Source organism: Microbacterium sp. zg-B185, from assembly GCF_030246885.1.
In the GTDB taxonomy this organism is placed as follows: Bacteria; Actinomycetota; Actinomycetes; order Actinomycetales; family Microbacteriaceae; genus Microbacterium.
In genome coordinates this window covers 2,667,937-2,683,597 of record NZ_CP126739.1, presented here as the reverse complement: position 1 = coordinate 2,683,597, position 15,661 = coordinate 2,667,937, and the positions used below count along the sequence as shown (strand labels likewise).

The following is a 15,661-nucleotide window of genomic DNA, read 5'->3' as shown; positions in this document are numbered from 1 at the left end:
CGGACGGTTCGAGTATAGGCGGGAGCGTGCGGCGCGGCTCGTGGCGTGGCAGGCCGCGGCCGCGTGCCAAGCTGAAGGCATGAAGACGACCCAGCTGCGCAGGTACACGCTCGTCCCCGGGGAATACGAGGCGTTCGTCGCCTGGTGGCATGAGTGGATGCCGAAGGTGCGCGGGGGCGCGGGCTTCACGATCGAGTTCGCGTACGGTCTGCCCGAGTCAGAGGAGTTCGTCTGGGCCGTCAGCGCCGAGGGGGATCGGGCCGCGTTCCTGGCTCGCGAGAGCCGGTACATGGCCTCGGACGCGCGCGCGGAAGCCTTCGCCGGTGTGCCGCAGCGGGTCGCCGCGCAGACCGTTCAGATCGTCGAGGAGATGGCGCCGCAGCGCTCGGCTGCCTGACCCGGTTCGGCGCTCCGGGTTTCGTGAGCGCGCCGGCTCAACTGCCGAGCGCGTCCTGGATCACCCTTGCTGAGCGGCGCAGCCGCGCGGCGATCTCCGACGGCTCGTGCGCGCTGGCGACATAGACCACCGCGATGGCGGCGGGCGGCCGGCCCCGCAGCGCGAGCGGGACGGACACCGACCGCAGCGTCGGGATCACCTCGTCGTGGCTGGTCGCGTAACCGCGGCCCGCGGCATCCCGCACCTCCTGGCGGAGCCCTTCGGTCACCTCGCCGGGCCACTGCTCGGGAGGCAGTGCCGAAAGGATGGCCTTTCCGGGGGCACCGGCGGTGACCGGATGCCGCGACCCGGGCCGCTGCGCGACCGACGCCGTCGCGTGCCGAGGCTCGACGCTTGCGAGCGTGATGCACTCGTCCTGGTCGAGCACGGCGATGAAGCACGTGGTGCCCAGTTCGTTCGCCACCGCCGTCAGCTCCGGGAGCGCCTCGGCCTGCAGATCGTGGGCGACGCCCGAGGCCAGGGCGGCCATGCGTGCACCGAGCTCGATCCGGCCGGTGCCGTCGCGCGTGACGAGGCCGTGGTCCTCGAGAGTGCGCACCAGCCGATACGCGACCGAACGGTGCACCCCCAGCCGTCGTGCCGTCTCGTCGATCGACAGCGGCTGGCGCGCGCCCGCGAGGATCTCGAGGATGCGGATGCCGCGGCTCAGCGTCTGGGACGCCGGGGCGGTCGCGTTCTCCGTCATCAGGGCTCCTCTTGCGGACTCAGCGGGCGACCGTATACGATCTGTTCAGAAGTAGAACGGCGCGTTCGAATATAGAACAACCGGCCGCCTTTTCGCAACCACGTCATCACTGACCTCGACATCGCCGTCCGAGGAGGACATGTCATGCAGTTCCACCACCACGGGTACGTGTCCGGCGACCCGCGCAAGAAGCCGGCAGCCGGTACCGGAATCGACCGTCCGGACGAGCTGCCCGACGAGATCGACGTGCTCGTCGTCGGCGGCGGTCCGGCCGGCATGCTGCTGATGGCCCAGCTCGGTCAGTTCCCGACCGTCGTCACGCGCCTGATCGAGCGCCGCCCCGGCCGACTCGAGATCGGCCAGGCGGACGGCATCCAGGCGCGCAGCGTCGAGACTTTTCAGGCGTTCGGCTTCGCCGAGCAGATCATCCAGGAGGCCTACCACCTCACCGTGATGAACTTCTGGACCCCGGACAAGGCCGACCCGACCAAGATCGTCCGCACGCAGCGCACCGTCGACGATGCACAGGGGATCAGCGAGTTCCCGCACCTCATCGTCAATCAGGCCCGCGTGCTGGACTACTTCGCGGAGGTGGCTGCCGACTCGCCCGCCCGCCTCACCCCCGACTACGGCGTGGAGTTCGTCGCCCTCGAGGTCGCCGACCAGGGCGACTACCCGGTCTCGGTGACCGTGCAGTACAGCGACGGACCACGCGCCGGCCAGCAGCGGGTGGTGCACGCCAAGTACGTCGTCGGCTGCGACGGTGCGCGCAGCCGGGTGCGTGATGCGATCGGGTGCACGTATGTCGGCCAGGTGGCCAAGCACGCCTGGGGCGTGATGGACGTCCTCGCCGTCACGGACTTCCCCGATATCCGCTCCAAGTGCGCCATCCAGTCGCAGGCGGGCAGCATTCTGCACATCCCGCGCGAGGGCGGATTCCTGTTCCGCATGTACGTCGACCTCGGCGAGGTTCCGGAGGGCGACAACGGCGCGGTGCGCCGGACATCGCTGGAGACGATCATCGCGAAGGCCAACGCCATCCTGAACCCGTACACCCTGGACGTGAAGGATGTCGCCTGGCACAGCGTGTACGAGGTGGGGCACCGGGTCACCGACCGCTTCGACGACGTGGCGGCCGGCAGCGACCGTGAGCCGCACGTGTTCATCGCCGGGGACGCGTGCCACACGCACAGCGCGAAGGCGGGACAGGGCATGAACGTCTCGATGCAGGACGGTTTCAACCTCGGCTGGAAGCTGGGGCAGGTGCTGGAGGGTCGTAGCCCCGCGTCCGTGCTGAGCACCTACTCGGCCGAACGTCAGGTGATCGCCCAGAACCTCATCGACTTCGACAAGGAATGGTCGACGCTGATGGCCAAGAAGCCGGAGGAGTTCGACAGCCCCGAAGAGCTCGGAGACTTCTATGTCCGCACCGCCGAGTTCCCGGCCGGGTTCATGACCCAGTACCCGCCGTCGCTGCTGATCGGCGAGGCGACCCATCAGCACCTGGCCGAGGGCTTTCCCATCGGAAAGCGATTCCGCTCCGCGCCGGTCGTCCGTGTGGCCGATGCGGTTCCGATCCACCTCGGTCACCACGCCCGCGCCGACGGGCGGTGGCGCATCTACGCGTTCGCCCCGCGGGCGCCCAGCGGGCAGAGCTCCGCCCTGGCGGACTGGGCGACGTGGCTGGCCGACTCGCCGGAGTCGCCGCTGGCTCGGTTCACCCCGGTCGGGGCAGATCGCGACAGCGTCTTCGACGTCAAGGTCATCTACCAGCAGCCGCATGAGCAGGTCGCGCTCGAGACGGTGCCCGACGTGTTCCTGCCCCGGGTGGGTCCGTTCCAGCTCATCGACTACGAGAAGGTCTATGCCACCGACCCCGCGGAGGAGATCTTCGACCTGCGCAGCATCGACCGCAGCGAGGGCGCGGTCGTCGTGGTCCGCCCCGATCAGTACGTGGCCCACGTGCTGCCGCTGACGGCCACCGACGAGCTGACCGAGTTCTTCGCGCGCTTCCTGCTGCCGCAGACCGCTCCCGCACTCGCACTCTGACCGTCCCGGACGGACATTCGCACGTCGCTGAATGTACACCGCGTACATCGCCTCACGCCACGCAGCCCACCAGACTGGCGAGGAGCCAACGAACAGGGACGCCGACGCACGTGCTGCGGCATCCCCAGAGAACGAGGAGTCCCCGTGACCGACAACCGCGAGACCGAGCTGCTGGAGCGTGTGCCGGACGGCCTGTTCATCGCAGGCCAGTGGCGCCCGGCCACGGATGAGAAGCGCCTGCGGGTCTTCGACCCGGCCACCGGCGAGGTCGTCAAGCAGATCGCGGATGCCTCGCCGGCAGACGGCATGGCCGCCCTGGACGCCGCGGTCGAGGCGTTTCCGGCGTGGGCGGCCACGCCGCTGCGCGAGCGCGCCGAGCTGCTGCGTCGCGCGTTCGATCTGCTGCAGGAGCGCACGGAGGACTTCGCGCTGCTGATGACGATCGAGATGGGCAAGCCGCTGGCCGAGGCACGCGGAGAGGTCGCGTACGGCGGCGAGTTCCTGCGCTGGTTCAGCGAGGAGACCGCCCGGATCCAGGGTCGGTACGGCGCGAACCCCGAAGGCACCGGCCGGATGATCGTCTCGCAGCACCCGGTGGGGCCGTGCTACCTGATCACGCCGTGGAACTTCCCGCTCGCGATGGCCACCCGCAAGATCGCCCCCGCGCTGGCGGCCGGCTGCACGGTGGTGATCAAGCCCGCCGCGCTGACCCCGCTGACGACGCTGTACTTCGTGAAGACCCTCGAAGACGCCGGGCTCCCGGCCGGCGTGGTCAACGTGATCACGACCACGCAGACGGGCGCGGTGTCCGAACCGATCATCCGCGATCCGAGGCTGCGCAAACTGTCGTTCACCGGCTCCACCCCGGTGGGCCAGGAGCTGCTCAAACAGGCCGCCGACGGCATCCTGCGCACATCCATGGAGCTCGGCGGGAACGCCCCGTTCGTGGTCTTCGACGACGCCGACCTGGACAAGGCGGTCGATGGGGCCATCGCGGCGAAGTTCCGCAACATCGGGCAGGCGTGCACGGCTGCGAACCGGTTCATCGTGCACCGCTCGGTCGCGGAGGAGTTCGCCCGCCGGGTCACCGAGCGGGTGCAGGGGTTCACGATCGGCCGCGGCACCGAGGAGGGCGTCACCATCGGCCCGCTGATCGATGACCGCGCGGTCGCCAAGGCCGAGCAGCTGGTCGGCGATGCCGTCCAGCGCGGCGCGCAGATCCGCACCGGCGGCAGTGCGATCGACGGACCGGGCACCTTCTACGAACCCACCGTCGTCACCGACGTCCAGCCGGGCAGCGACATCCTCCGCGAGGAGATCTTCGGGCCGGTGCTGGCGATCGTGCCGTTCGACACCGAGGACGACGCGGTGCGGCTGGCCAACGACACCGAGTACGGGCTGGTCTCCTACGTCTTCACCGAGAACCTCGCCCGCGGGCAGCGCATGATCGATCGGCTGGAGACCGGGATGATGGGCCTGAACGTGGGCGTCGTCTCTAACGCAGCCGCACCGTTCGGGGGCTGGAAGATGTCCGGCCTCGGGCGTGAGGGCGGCGCCGAAGGCATCCACGAGTACCTGCAGACCAAGTACACGCTGACGGCCAACCCGTATTGACCGAAACCGGGCGAATCCCGCGCCCGGCGGACGCCTGCTGTCCGCCGGGCGCGGCAGAATGCAAGCGTGAACAGGTCCCGGCTCATCGAGCGGCGGCTGCGCTCGCACCGGCTCACCGCGCCCGCCCCGAGCATCGCCGCCGCCGCGGAGCACATGCTCGCCACGCAGGCCCAGGAGTTCTGGGGCGGCCGATGGGCTCTCGCGGCGCGGACGAGGGGAGCCCTCACCGTCCGTGACGCGGATGCCGCGTTCGACCGCGGTCAGATCGTGCGGTCGTGGACGATGCGCGGCACGATCCACGCCATTCCCGCACGGGATCTCGCCTGGGTGCTGTCGGTGACGGGGGAGCGCCAGCATCGCGCCGCCGCGGCCACCCATCGTGCGGAGGGGATCGACGCCGACGAGCTCGCCAAGGCCGAACGTGTCGCTCTCGACGCACTGCGCGGCGGCAACCGCCTCACCCGCAAGGAGCTCTTCGCCGTCCTGGAGGGCGCCGGCATCAGCACCGCCGCGCAGCGGGGGTACCACCTGCTCGTCGCACTCTCGCTGCGCGCCCTCATCTGCCAGGGGCCGGTCGTACCCCGCGCGGGCGGGCCGACGCGCGAGCAGTACGTGGTCCGCACCGACGAATGGGTCCGGGATGCCGCGTCCCCGGCCGATCCGCCCGCCGAACTGTTCGCCCGCTTCATCGGCTCGCACGGCCCGGCCGGTGCACGGGATTTCGCCTGGTGGTCGGGTCTGCCGCTGGGGGCGGCGCGGGCGGCGGCGGATGCGGCATCCGAGCGCCTGTCCATCGTCTCGGGCGACACCGAGCCCATGTACGTGGCCGCCGGCCCGCCGCCGCGGCGCAGCTCCGCGGTTCACGACGTGTTGGCGCTGCCGCCGTTTGAGGAGTACTACCTCTCCTACGCGGACCGGACTGTGCCGTGTGCGCCGGAGTTCCTCTCCCGGATCGGCCCCAGCATGAACGGCATCGTGCGGCCGATCCTGCTCGTGCGCGGGCGCATCGTCGGAGTGTGGACGCACTCGGTGGCCGTCGGCCGGCACGCGGACGCGCCGTTGCCCGAGCTGTTCGCGCCGGCTGCGGCATCCGAGGCCGAGGTGGCCGCCGCACTGGATCGGTACCGGGCCTTCATCACGGCCTGATCCGCTGACTGCCGCGTCGGGCCGGTGCGTGCGGCAGGCCGCCCGCACCGGGACTGATCTCAGCCCTGCGCGTGCCGGTCAAGGAACGCGTAGACCTCGTTGTCGTCCACGCCCGGAAACGCGCCCCGCGGCAGCGGCGAGAACATCTGCATGTGCACGCGAGCACTCGGCCAGGCCTTGCCCTGCCAGCGCTCGGCGACATCGGCTGCGGGCCGGCGGCAGCACGACTCGTCCGGACAGGTCGAGGTCGCCCGCTTCTGCGTCTCGCGGCCCCGGAACCACCTCGCGTCATCGAAGGGCACCCCCACCGTGATGGAGAAGTCCCCGTCGGCGGTCGAGCCGGTCTGGGACGAGCACCAGAACGTACCCGCCGGAGTGTCCGTGTACTGATAGTGCTCGGTCGTGCGATTGTGCTCGGAGAACGCCGCACGCGCCGACCACTTGCGGCAGACGATCTGCCCTTCCACCGACCCCGTCACATCGTGGGGAAGCGGCAGGCCGTCATTCTCGTAGACGCGCGAGATCGCACCCGACCCGTCGACCCGGAGGAAATGCAGCGGGATGCCGAGATGCCGGGTGAGCAGGTTGGTCAGGCGCATCCCGGCGGCTTCGTGGGTCACACCGAATGCATCGCGGAAGTCCTCGACCGCGAGATTGCGGTCCTTCTTGGCCTGGGCGAGGAAGGCGACCGAGGCCGTCTCGGGCATCAGCGCGCACGCGGCGAAATAGTTGATCTCCAGCCGCTGCTCCAGGAAATCGGCGTAGTCGGTGGGGCGCTGATGCCCCAGAAGCCGATGCGCCATGGCCTGCAGCGCCATCGAGCGCAGTCCGTGCCCGCCGGGGATGGAGGCGGGCGGCAGATAGATGCGGCCGTGCTCGAGATCGGTGACCGAGCGCGCCGAGTGCGGGAGGTCGTTGACGTAGAGCAGTTCGAAGCCGAGCTGCTCGGCCATGATGCTGACCGTGCGGTGGGTGAGGGCTCCGGACACATGCCCTGCGGCCTTGAGCTGCTTCTCGGCAAGCTGCTCGATCTCGGGCAGGTAGTTGTCTCCCTCGCGCATGCGCAGCCGCAGTTCGGTGTTCGCCCGGCGCGCCTCCTCCGGAGTGGCGATCGCCTCGCGCTCGCGACGCTGCAGCTCGCGGTGCAGACCCAGGATGGATTCGATCGTCTCATCCGGGATGCCCTTGGTCACCTTGACGGCCGGAATCCCCAGCTGCCGGAAGATCGAGCTGGACTGCGCGCGGGCCAACTCGATCTCCAGCGCTGCCCGCCGGTTCGGCGGCTCCGTGGAGAGCAGGTCAGTCACCTCGACGCCGGTCGCCGTCGCGATCGCCTGCAGAAGCGACAGCTTCGGCTCCCGCTTGCCGTTCTCGATCAGGCTCAGCTGGCTGCCGGCCACCCCGACCAGTTCGCCCAGTTCGTCCAGCGTCAAGCCGCGTGACACGCGCTGGTGGCGGATGCGGTGACCCAGCGTGGACAGTTCCAGAGAGGTCGGGGGCATTCTTTGATGATACTGAAAGAATGCGCTTTCTTGATTCCCAAAGGGGCTGAAAATCCTAGGGATCCCTTGCATAGTGGAGGAAGAACACCGATCTGACGATCGAAGAGGAGCAACCATGGCACTTGCCGACATCTTCACCCGCCCCGCACCGCGCACGACTCGCGGGTCCGCCCCGGAGCGCACGGAGTTCGGCAAGCGGCCGGCGATCGACGGCGCCGGCATGGCGGACCTCATCGCCTGGGTCGATCGGATCGCCGCGCTCACCCAGCCCGACAGCATCCACTGGGTCGACGGCTCGCGCGCCGAGAACGACGCGCTGCTGCGCGAGATGGTCGACGAGGGCAAGATCATCAAGCTGAACCCGGAATGGCGGCCGGGCTCGTACCTGGCGCGCTCGCACCCGAGCGATGTCGCCCGCACGGAGGGCCGTACGTACATCGCCTCCGAGCGCGAACAGGACGCCGGCCCCACCAACAACTGGATCCAGCCCGCCGAGATCCGCTCCACACTGCAGGACATCTTCGCCGGCAGCATGCGCGGACGCACCATGTACGTCGTGCCGTTCTCGATGGGCCCCGTCGGCGGACCGCTGTCGCACATCGGCGTGCAGGTCACCGACAGCCCCTACGCCGTGACCTCCATCGGCATCATGACCCGCGTCGGCACCGACGTCCTGCGCCAGATCGCGGACGGCGCGCACTGGGTCAAGACGGTCCACTCGGTCGGGGCGCCGCTTGCGCCCGGCGAGCAGGACGTGGCGTGGCCGTGCAACGACGAGAAGTACATCGTGCACTTCCCGGAGACGCTCGAGGTGTGGTCGTACGGGTCGGGATACGGCGGCAACGCGATCCTGGCCAAGAAGTGCTTCGCCCTGCGCATCGCGTCCGTGATCGGCCGCGACGAGGGATGGCTCGCCGAGCACATGCTCCTGATCCGGGTGATCGATCCGGCCGGGCGCGCCTACCATGTCGCGGCGGCATTCCCCTCGGCGTGCGGAAAGACCAACCTCGCGATGCTGCGCCCGACCATTCCGGGATGGCGGGTGGAGACTCTCGGCGACGACATCGCGTGGCTGCGCCCCGGCGAGGACGGACGCCTGTGGGCGATCAACCCGGAGTCCGGCTTCTTCGGTGTGGCTCCCGGCACCGGCGAGTCCACCAACGTCACCGCGGTCGAGACGCTGTGGGGCAACACGATCTTCACCAACGTCGCGCTGCGTCCCGACGGCGACGTGTGGTGGGAAGGACTCACGGACGAGCCGCCCGCACAGCTGATCGACTGGGAGGGCAACGCGTGGACCCCGGATTCGGGCCGCCCCGCGGCGCACCCGAACTCGCGGTTCACCGTGGGCGCCGGGCAGTGCCCGCAGATCGCCGAGGACTGGGAGGCGCCCGAAGGCGTTCCGCTGGATGCGATCCTGTTCGGCGGACGTCGCGCCACCAACGTTCCGCTGGTGGTCGAGGCGACCGACTGGACGCACGGTGTGTTCATGGGCTCGAACATCTCCTCGGAGCGCACCGCCGCCGCCGAGGGCACCGTCGGGGAGTTGCGCCGCGACCCGTTCGCGATGTTGCCGTTCTGCGGCTACAACATGGCCGACTACTTCGGACACTGGCTGAAGGTCGGTCAGAAGCTCCGGTTCGACCGCGCGCCGCGCATCTTCCAGGTGAACTGGTTCCGCAAGGGCTCGGACGGGCGCTTCCTGTGGCCCGGGTTCGGCGACAACGCGCGGGTGATCGACTGGATCATCCGCCGCATCGACGGTTCGGTGCCCGCCGTGGACAGTCCGATCGGGCGGCTGCCGCGCACCGAGGACCTGAATCTCGATGGCATCGACGTGCCCCAGGAGGATCTCGACGCGCTGTTCGCGATCGACCCGGCCTCGTGGCTGCGCGAGGCCGACCTGACCGAGGAGTTCTACGGCACCTTCGGCGGGCGCATCCCCGCGCCGCTGCAGGCGGAGCTGTCCGCTCTGCGGTACCGCCTCCAGCGCGCCTGATCCGCGGTCGCCGCGCGACCCGCCCTGCCCTGCCCCTTCCCGGCTGCCCGCCCCCGCTGCCCTCCCTGCTCGCCCCCGCTGCCCTCTCTGCTCGCCTGGCGCGATCTGCGAGTGGCCTCGGCGTGTTGTGACAGGGGAGCGGGGGATGCCGGGGGTTCGCGCCCGCGCGGGGCGGCTAGACCAGCAGCTGGTGCTTGGCCAGGTCCCGATACAGCGGCGTCGAGACCACGAGCTCCGAGTGCGTGCCCTGCCCGATGACCTGGCCGTGGTCCAGAACCAGGATCAGGTCGCTGTCTACCACGGTGGAGAGCCGGTGCGCGATCACGATCAGCGTCCGGCCGGTCGCGACCGCGTCGATGGCGTCGCGCATCCGCTGCTCGTTGACGCCGTCGAGCGAGGACGTCGACTCATCCAGGAGCAGGATCGGCGGAGCGGCCAGGAGCGCCCGCGCGATCGCCAGACGCTGGCGCTCGCCGCCGGAGAGCATCACGCCGCCCTCGCCGACCGGCGCCTGCAGGCCCAGGGGGTTTCGTTCCAGCACCTCGGTGAGGTTCACGGCGTGCAGCACCCGCTCGCACGCGGCATCGGAGGCGTCCGGCGAGCCGAGCCGCAGGTTGTCGGCGATCGTGCCGGCGAGGGTCGGGGCATCCTGCTCGACGTATCCGAACTGCGCGCGCAGCTCGGCGCGTGCCAGGGACCGGATGTCGCGACCGTCCAACTCGATCGCGCCGCCGGTCGGGTCGTAGAACCGCTCGATCAGCGAGAGGACCGTGCTCTTGCCCGCCCCGCTCGGACCGACCAGGGCGACGCGCGCACCCCGGGGCACCTCGAAGGTCACGCCGCGCAGCACATCGCGGTCCTGCTGGTCGGTCCCATCCGAGGGGGCCCGCTCCAGATGCACCTGCTCCAGCACGGCGCGCGCCTCCGCCGTGGCCGCCTCCCGGGCGGCGACGACGGCGTCGGGATAGCGGAACCGGACATCCCGGAACGCGATGGCCGGCGATGCGGCGACCCTCGCCGTCTCGAGTGCAGGATCGGCCACGTGGGCTGACCCGAGGGTGGCGGCCAGCGCGGCATCCCCCTCTTCCTCGGTGGGCAGGTCGAGCACCTCCTGGATCCGCCCGAGCGCCCCCAGGGCCTGGTTGACCGAGGTGATCGCCCCGAACGTGGACCCCAGCGGAGCGATGAGCAGGAACAGGAAGATGATGAAGGTCACCAGGCTGGCGACGCTGATCGCGCCCGAGGCGACGCGGAAACCGCCCACCCCGAGCACGGCCAGCAGCGAGACCTGCAGCGCGATGCCGGCGACCGGCACCACCAGCGCCGAGACCTTCGCGATGCGCACCCCCACCGCGTAGGCGTCCGTTGCGAGGGCGGACACCGCCGTGACCTCGCGCTCAGTCGCGCCCGCCGCGCGCACGGTGCGGATCGAGCCGACGGCGCGCTCGACGCCGGAGGCGAGTTCGCCGACCTTGGCCTGCTGCTCGGTGGATGCCGTGCGGATCCTGCCGCTGAGCAGCACCACCACCACCACCGAGACGCCGATGACCACCACGATCAGCAGCAGCAGGATGGGGTCGATGATCGCCATCGCCACCAGTGCGCCGACGAAGATGAGCGAGTTGCCCACCGCGTCGGCCAGCCCCTGCGTCAGCACGGCGTACAGCAGCGTCGTGTCCGTGCCGACGCGCGAGACGAGGTCGCCGGTGCGGCGCGCGTCGAACTCGCTGATCGGCAGGTGCAGGATGCGCGAGATGAGCTTGCGGCGACTGGAGTACACCACGGCGGTGCCCGTCCGCTGCAGCAGGTAGTGCTGGTACCCGGAGATCACCGATGACGCGACCACGAGCGCGATCAGCGTCCACACCAGGGCGCCGAGGCTCTCCTCCTGTTGCACGCGTTCGATGACCTGCCCGACCAGCACCGGCTGGGCGAGGGTCGCGAGGGCACCCAGCACGCTGAGCACGGCGACCAGCACGAGCACGCTCTTGTGCTCGAAGATGAACGGCAGGAGCTGGCGGAAGCTCGCCCGCGGACCCGCGGGAACCTTGCGCCCGCGCCGACGTGCGGTCGCCGCCGGCTCGTGCGCAGGAGGGGCCGGGACCGGCTCGGCATCGGACGGCGTGGGGTCCACGGCCGTGCGTTCTACGGACACAGTTGCACCTCTGGTTCCTTCGGGGGTCACGTACGACCGTACTTCTTGTGGACGGCCTGGCGGCTCACGCCGAGGGCGGCCGCGATCGCCTGCCAGGAGTAGCCGAGGTTCCGCGCTCGTCGGACCTGGACCTCCTCGGCGCGAGCGATCTCGCGACGCACAGCGGCGAGCCGGTGCAACTCCGCGATGGGCGCACCCTCGGGCACCGACCCGATCAGAGTCCGGATGTCGTTGCCATTCATGCGCTTCGTCCTTCGGATTCCGGATGCCGCGGCCACGGCATCCGCGTCAACAATAGTTGACGCATGCGGACATGTCAATAGATGTTGACACCCGCCGTGGTGCGCCGCAGGGACAGACGAGCGTGCCCCGTCCGACGGATCGGACGGGGCACGCTCGGGCGCGGAAAGCGGCGTGGCAGGCGGTCAGCCGTCCTGTGCCGCGAGCTCTCCGGCGGCGTCTTGCTTCAGCCGGGCCATGTCGATCTTGCCGTGCGGGCTGCGCTCCAGGCTCGGGCGCACCAGGATCCGACGCGGCTTCTTGTAGCCGGCGAGCAGCGGTTCCACGTGTGCGCGCAGGTCCGCCTCCGTCACGACGGCTCCGTCGGTCGGCACCACGATCGCCGTCAGCGCTTCACCGAATCGTGCGTCCGGAAGTCCGAAGACGATGGCGTCGGCGACGGACGGGTGGGCCAGCAGCGCATCCTCCACCTCCACCGGATACACCTTCTCGCCGCCGGTGTTGACCACCGAGCTGCCACGTCCGAGCAGCTCCACGCAGCCGTCGTCGAGAACCTCGACCCAGTCGCCGGGCATCACATGACGAACGCCGCGGATCTCCGGGAAGGTCGCGCGGGACTTCTCCTCATCGCCGAAGTAGCCCTTGGGCAGCGTTCCCCGGAATGCCAGGACGCCGCGGGCGCCGACCGTGTCCTGCACTTCGCGCAGCTGTTCGTCGAGCACGACCGCACCCGGGAGCATCCGCAGGCGGCCCGGAAGATCCTCCGACCGTGCGGTGACGCTGACGGCGAAGGGGCCGCCCTCGGTCGAGGCGAGCAGGTCGATGATCGAGATGTCGCCGAGCCGGTGCAACCGTTCCTTCGTCGCGTCGCTGAAGCGCATCCCGGAGCTGATGACCGAATCCACATCGCCCAGTCGCGTCACACCGGCCCGCTCCGCCGCCTCCACAAGGGGGAGCGCGACCGCGTCGCCGGCGACGATCACCCGGGTGGCGCCCTTGTCCACCGCGAGGCGGACCGCCTCATCGGCGTCCAGTCGAGGCGAGGCGTGGATGATCACGGTCCCACCCAGCACCAGCGTGTTCATCGAGGTGAACAGGGCGGTGCCGTGCATGAACGGCGCCAGCGGAAGTGTCGCGACCCTGGGCGTTGTCGGATCCGCCGCCACCCGCACGACATCGGCCATCGTGTCGGGCGCCGCCAGCCCGGAGGAGGCGTAGATGGAGTACAGCTGCACCTCGAGGATGTCCTGCGTGCCCCACACCACCGCGCGCGGCCGGCCCGTCGTCCCGCCGGTGTAGAGGCGCAGCTCCCCACCCTCGGGCGGCGTCGGCGGCAGCTGCCCGGCCCCGGCGACGATCTCGGAGTACACCAGCGCGCCCTCGAGTCGAGGGCCACCGTCATCGACCTGGATCAGCAACGGCGTGCTCGCCGCATCGGCGACCGCCGCCGCGGCGACCTCGGTGAGCGAGGTCGGGAACAGCAGCGCCGCGGCCTGCGAGTCCTGCAGCAGCTCGGCGACCTCCGTGGCGCGGTAGCGGTAGTTGATCGGCACCGGAGCGATGCCGGTCGCGAAGCAGGCGAACAGCGCGACGAGGTACTCCGGACGGTTGTACATCAGGATCGCGACCGCGTCGCCGGGGCGTATCCCGGCGTCCTGGAGGCGCGTCGCGAACGCGCCGGCATCCCTGGCGAAATCGCGATACGACATGGTGGTCTCGCGGGTGGCGATCGCCGGTCGATCCGGCAGCTCGGCCGCCACGGCCTGCCACACGTCGCTGTAGTGACCTTTCATCGGCGGCCTCAGTCCCGTGACGGTGGACCGGACGGCTGCGCGAGCGCCGCCAGCTCGGAACGCCAGGCGGCGTCGATGCCGGCCGCACTCCAGCCTCCGTCGGAATCGACCGTCCGCAGCGAGCTCGGGTGCGAGTAGAGGGTGATCCGGTCGCCGCCGATGCCGATGGCCTGCCCGGTCACATCTGCGGACAGCTCGGATGCCAGCCACACGATCAGCGGCGCGACGTCCTCGGGGGAGCCCAGGGCGTGGTCGCGGCGGAACTCCGTGGGGATCGGCCGGCCGGCCACGAAGTCCTCGTACACCGCCGTGTAGGCCGGGATCGTCGCGGTCATCGGCGACAGGGCGGTGGGGATGACCGCGTTGGCCGTGATGCCGGCACGCCCGAGTTCGAGCGACCAGGTGCGTGCCATGGCGACCAGCCCTGCCTTGACGGCCGCGTAGTTGGTCTGGCCGAAGCTGCCGTACTGGCCGGCGGGCGACCCGATGAGGATGATCCGCCCGCCCTCGGCCTGTGCGCGCATCGCGATCGCGGCGGCGCGACCGCACGTGAACGTGCCGCGCAGGTGGGTGTCCACGACGGCGTCGAAGTCATCATCGCCCATCTTCCACAGCACGCGGTCGCGGAGCACCCCCGCGTTGGCGACGAGGATGTCCAGCCGCCCGAAGTTGGTCAGTGCGGCATCCACCAGGGCGTCTGCGGTCGAGGCGGGCCCGACCGGGGCGACGACCGCGACGGCACGTCCGCCCGCGTCGGTGATCGCCGTCACCGTCTCGGCGGCCGTGGTCGGGTCGACATCGTTGACCACGACGGCGGCGCCGGCCGCGGCCAGCGCTTCGGCGTAGGCGCGACCGAGGCTCCGGCCGCTTCCGGTGACGATCGCGACGCGACCGTCCAGGCGGATGTCGTCGGGAGTGTTCTGGCTCATCGGTAGTACCTCAGCACGAATTCGGCCACGCAGGCGGGTTTGACGGAATTCTCGATCTCGAAGGTGACGGGTACTTCGATCTGCCAGCCGCCGGCGACCTCGGTGACCTCGGAGACCACTCCGTGCACGCGGATGCGGGATCCGACCGGAACCGGCGCGGGGAAGCGGACCTTGTTCAGCCCGTAGTTGATGCCCATTCCGGCGCCGGTGACCTCGAACACCTCGGCCATGAGCGGCACCACGAGGCTCAAGGTGAGCAGACCGTGTGCGATCCGGGTGCCGAACGGCGTGGATGCGGCGAACTCGGCGTCCAGGTGGATGGGGTTGTGATCCCCGGACACCCGGGCGAACAGATCGACCTCGTCCTGAGTGATCTCTCGCCACGACGACGGCCCGAAGGCCGTGCCCCGCAGAGTCGCGAGATCCTCAATGGCGGTCGAGAGTGCGACGGCCTCCTGCATGGGCATTCTCCTTCGAACACGTCGATCCACGGGCACGGCCGCGCCCCTGTTTATGTCAGGTTACCTGAAACTGCCCCACTTGTCACTTCGCCTGCGTTAGCCTGAACCGCACCTGGGAGAGGAAGAGCATGGATCGGCAGGGGAATCTCATCTACGTGATCAAGCAGCTCGACCTCGCGCTGCGGCCGCGCTTCTACGAGGCGTGTGCGAGCGCGGGGATGACGGCGGCTCAGTACACGGCGATGACCGTGCTCGCCCGGCGTCCCGGCATCACCAGCTCCGAGCTGGCGCGCCGCTCGTTCGTGCGCGCTCAGACGATGGCGGCGACGGTGGACCCCCTGCTGGAAGCGGGTCTGGTGCGCAGGGAGCACGACCCCCAGCACGGCCGGCGGATCCTGCTGTATCTCACCGAAAGTGGAGCCGATGCGGTCGCCGGGCTCGCGCCTCAGGTGGACGAGCTCGAGGAACTGCTGGTGTCGGACCTGTCCGAGCAGGAGCGCGTGCAGTTCGCCGACTACCTGCGCCGGTGCCGCAACGCGCTGGGTCAGGCCGGGCATCGCGTGCCGCCCCCTGTCACGACCTGATCGGCCGAACGTGCCACGCGGGCGGTCGCGCAGAACGTCCGACGCGG

The 15,661-nt window shown here is 70.1% G+C and carries 13 protein-coding genes; 6 read left to right on the top strand and 7 right to left on the bottom strand.

Features of this window, described 5'->3' with window-relative positions; genetic code table 11:
* The first annotated feature begins 79 nt into the window (after window positions 1-79).
* Window positions 80-397, top strand: a complete 318-nt coding sequence (locus QNO12_RS12900; RefSeq protein WP_257503098.1) for a hypothetical protein — start codon at window positions 80-82, stop codon at window positions 395-397.
* Between the two features lie 37 nt (window positions 398-434).
* Here the strand turns inward: QNO12_RS12900 and QNO12_RS12895 are convergent, their stop codons facing one another.
* Window positions 435-1,142, bottom strand: coding sequence for an IclR family transcriptional regulator (locus tag QNO12_RS12895; RefSeq protein ID WP_257503097.1), 708 nt, complete (start codon window positions 1,140-1,142; stop codon window positions 435-437).
* Between the two features lie 144 nt (window positions 1,143-1,286).
* Between QNO12_RS12895 and QNO12_RS12890 the strand changes: the two genes are divergently transcribed.
* The 3 genes from QNO12_RS12890 (at window position 1,287) to QNO12_RS12880 (ending at window position 5,951) form a co-directional block, all read left to right on the top strand.
* Window positions 1,287-3,191 (top strand): FAD-binding monooxygenase, encoded by a 1,905-nt coding sequence (locus tag QNO12_RS12890; protein ID WP_257503096.1) that lies wholly within the window; start codon window positions 1,287-1,289, stop codon window positions 3,189-3,191.
* Window positions 3,192-3,335: 144 nt separating this feature from the next.
* On the top strand, window positions 3,336-4,805 hold the full coding sequence (locus QNO12_RS12885; protein ID WP_257503095.1) for an NAD-dependent succinate-semialdehyde dehydrogenase: 1,470 nt from the start codon (window positions 3,336-3,338) through the stop codon (window positions 4,803-4,805).
* A gap of 66 nt (window positions 4,806-4,871) precedes the next feature.
* Window positions 4,872-5,951 carry a winged helix DNA-binding domain-containing protein gene (locus QNO12_RS12880; RefSeq protein ID WP_257503094.1) on the top strand — a complete coding sequence of 360 codons (1,080 nt, stop codon included), beginning with the start codon at window positions 4,872-4,874 and terminating at the stop codon, window positions 5,949-5,951.
* 59 nt (window positions 5,952-6,010) lie between these two features.
* On the opposite strand, the gene QNO12_RS12875 is transcribed toward QNO12_RS12880, so the two are convergent.
* The gene (locus tag QNO12_RS12875) at window positions 6,011-7,453 is read right to left on the bottom strand and encodes a helix-turn-helix transcriptional regulator (protein WP_257503093.1); all 1,443 of its coding nucleotides are present in this window, start codon (window positions 7,451-7,453) and stop codon (window positions 6,011-6,013) included.
* Between the two features lie 115 nt (window positions 7,454-7,568).
* Here QNO12_RS12875 and QNO12_RS12870 point away from each other — a divergent pair, with 115 nt between their 5' ends.
* On the top strand, window positions 7,569-9,452 hold the full coding sequence (locus tag QNO12_RS12870) for a phosphoenolpyruvate carboxykinase (GTP) (RefSeq protein ID WP_257503092.1): 1,884 nt from the start codon (window positions 7,569-7,571) through the stop codon (window positions 9,450-9,452).
* A gap of 175 nt (window positions 9,453-9,627) precedes the next feature.
* Here QNO12_RS12870 and QNO12_RS12865 read toward each other — a convergent pair whose 3' ends face one another.
* From QNO12_RS12865 to QNO12_RS12845, 5 genes are all read right to left on the bottom strand, one after another.
* The gene (locus QNO12_RS12865; RefSeq protein ID WP_257503244.1) at window positions 9,628-11,586 is read right to left on the bottom strand and encodes an ABC transporter ATP-binding protein; all 1,959 of its coding nucleotides are present in this window, start codon (window positions 11,584-11,586) and stop codon (window positions 9,628-9,630) included.
* Window positions 11,587-11,633: 47 nt separating this feature from the next.
* Window positions 11,634-11,849, bottom strand: coding sequence for an AsnC family protein (locus QNO12_RS12860; protein ID WP_257503091.1), 216 nt, complete (start codon window positions 11,847-11,849; stop codon window positions 11,634-11,636).
* A 183-nt stretch (window positions 11,850-12,032) separates the two neighbouring features.
* Window positions 12,033-13,640, bottom strand: coding sequence for an AMP-binding protein (locus tag QNO12_RS12855; RefSeq protein ID WP_257503090.1), 1,608 nt, complete (start codon window positions 13,638-13,640; stop codon window positions 12,033-12,035).
* Between the two features lie 8 nt (window positions 13,641-13,648).
* Window positions 13,649-14,569, bottom strand: coding sequence for an SDR family oxidoreductase (locus QNO12_RS12850; RefSeq protein WP_257503089.1), 921 nt, complete (start codon window positions 14,567-14,569; stop codon window positions 13,649-13,651).
* Window positions 14,566-15,030 carry a MaoC family dehydratase gene (locus QNO12_RS12845; protein ID WP_257503088.1) on the bottom strand — a complete coding sequence of 155 codons (465 nt, stop codon included), beginning with the start codon at window positions 15,028-15,030 and terminating at the stop codon, window positions 14,566-14,568. The genes QNO12_RS12850 and QNO12_RS12845 overlap by 4 nt, the downstream gene beginning before the upstream one ends.
* A 128-nt stretch (window positions 15,031-15,158) precedes the next feature.
* On the opposite strand from QNO12_RS12845, the gene QNO12_RS12840 reads away from it, so the two are divergent.
* Window positions 15,159-15,614 carry a MarR family winged helix-turn-helix transcriptional regulator gene (locus QNO12_RS12840; RefSeq protein ID WP_257503087.1) on the top strand — a complete coding sequence of 152 codons (456 nt, stop codon included), beginning with the start codon at window positions 15,159-15,161 and terminating at the stop codon, window positions 15,612-15,614.
* Window positions 15,615-15,661 lie beyond the last annotated feature (47 nt).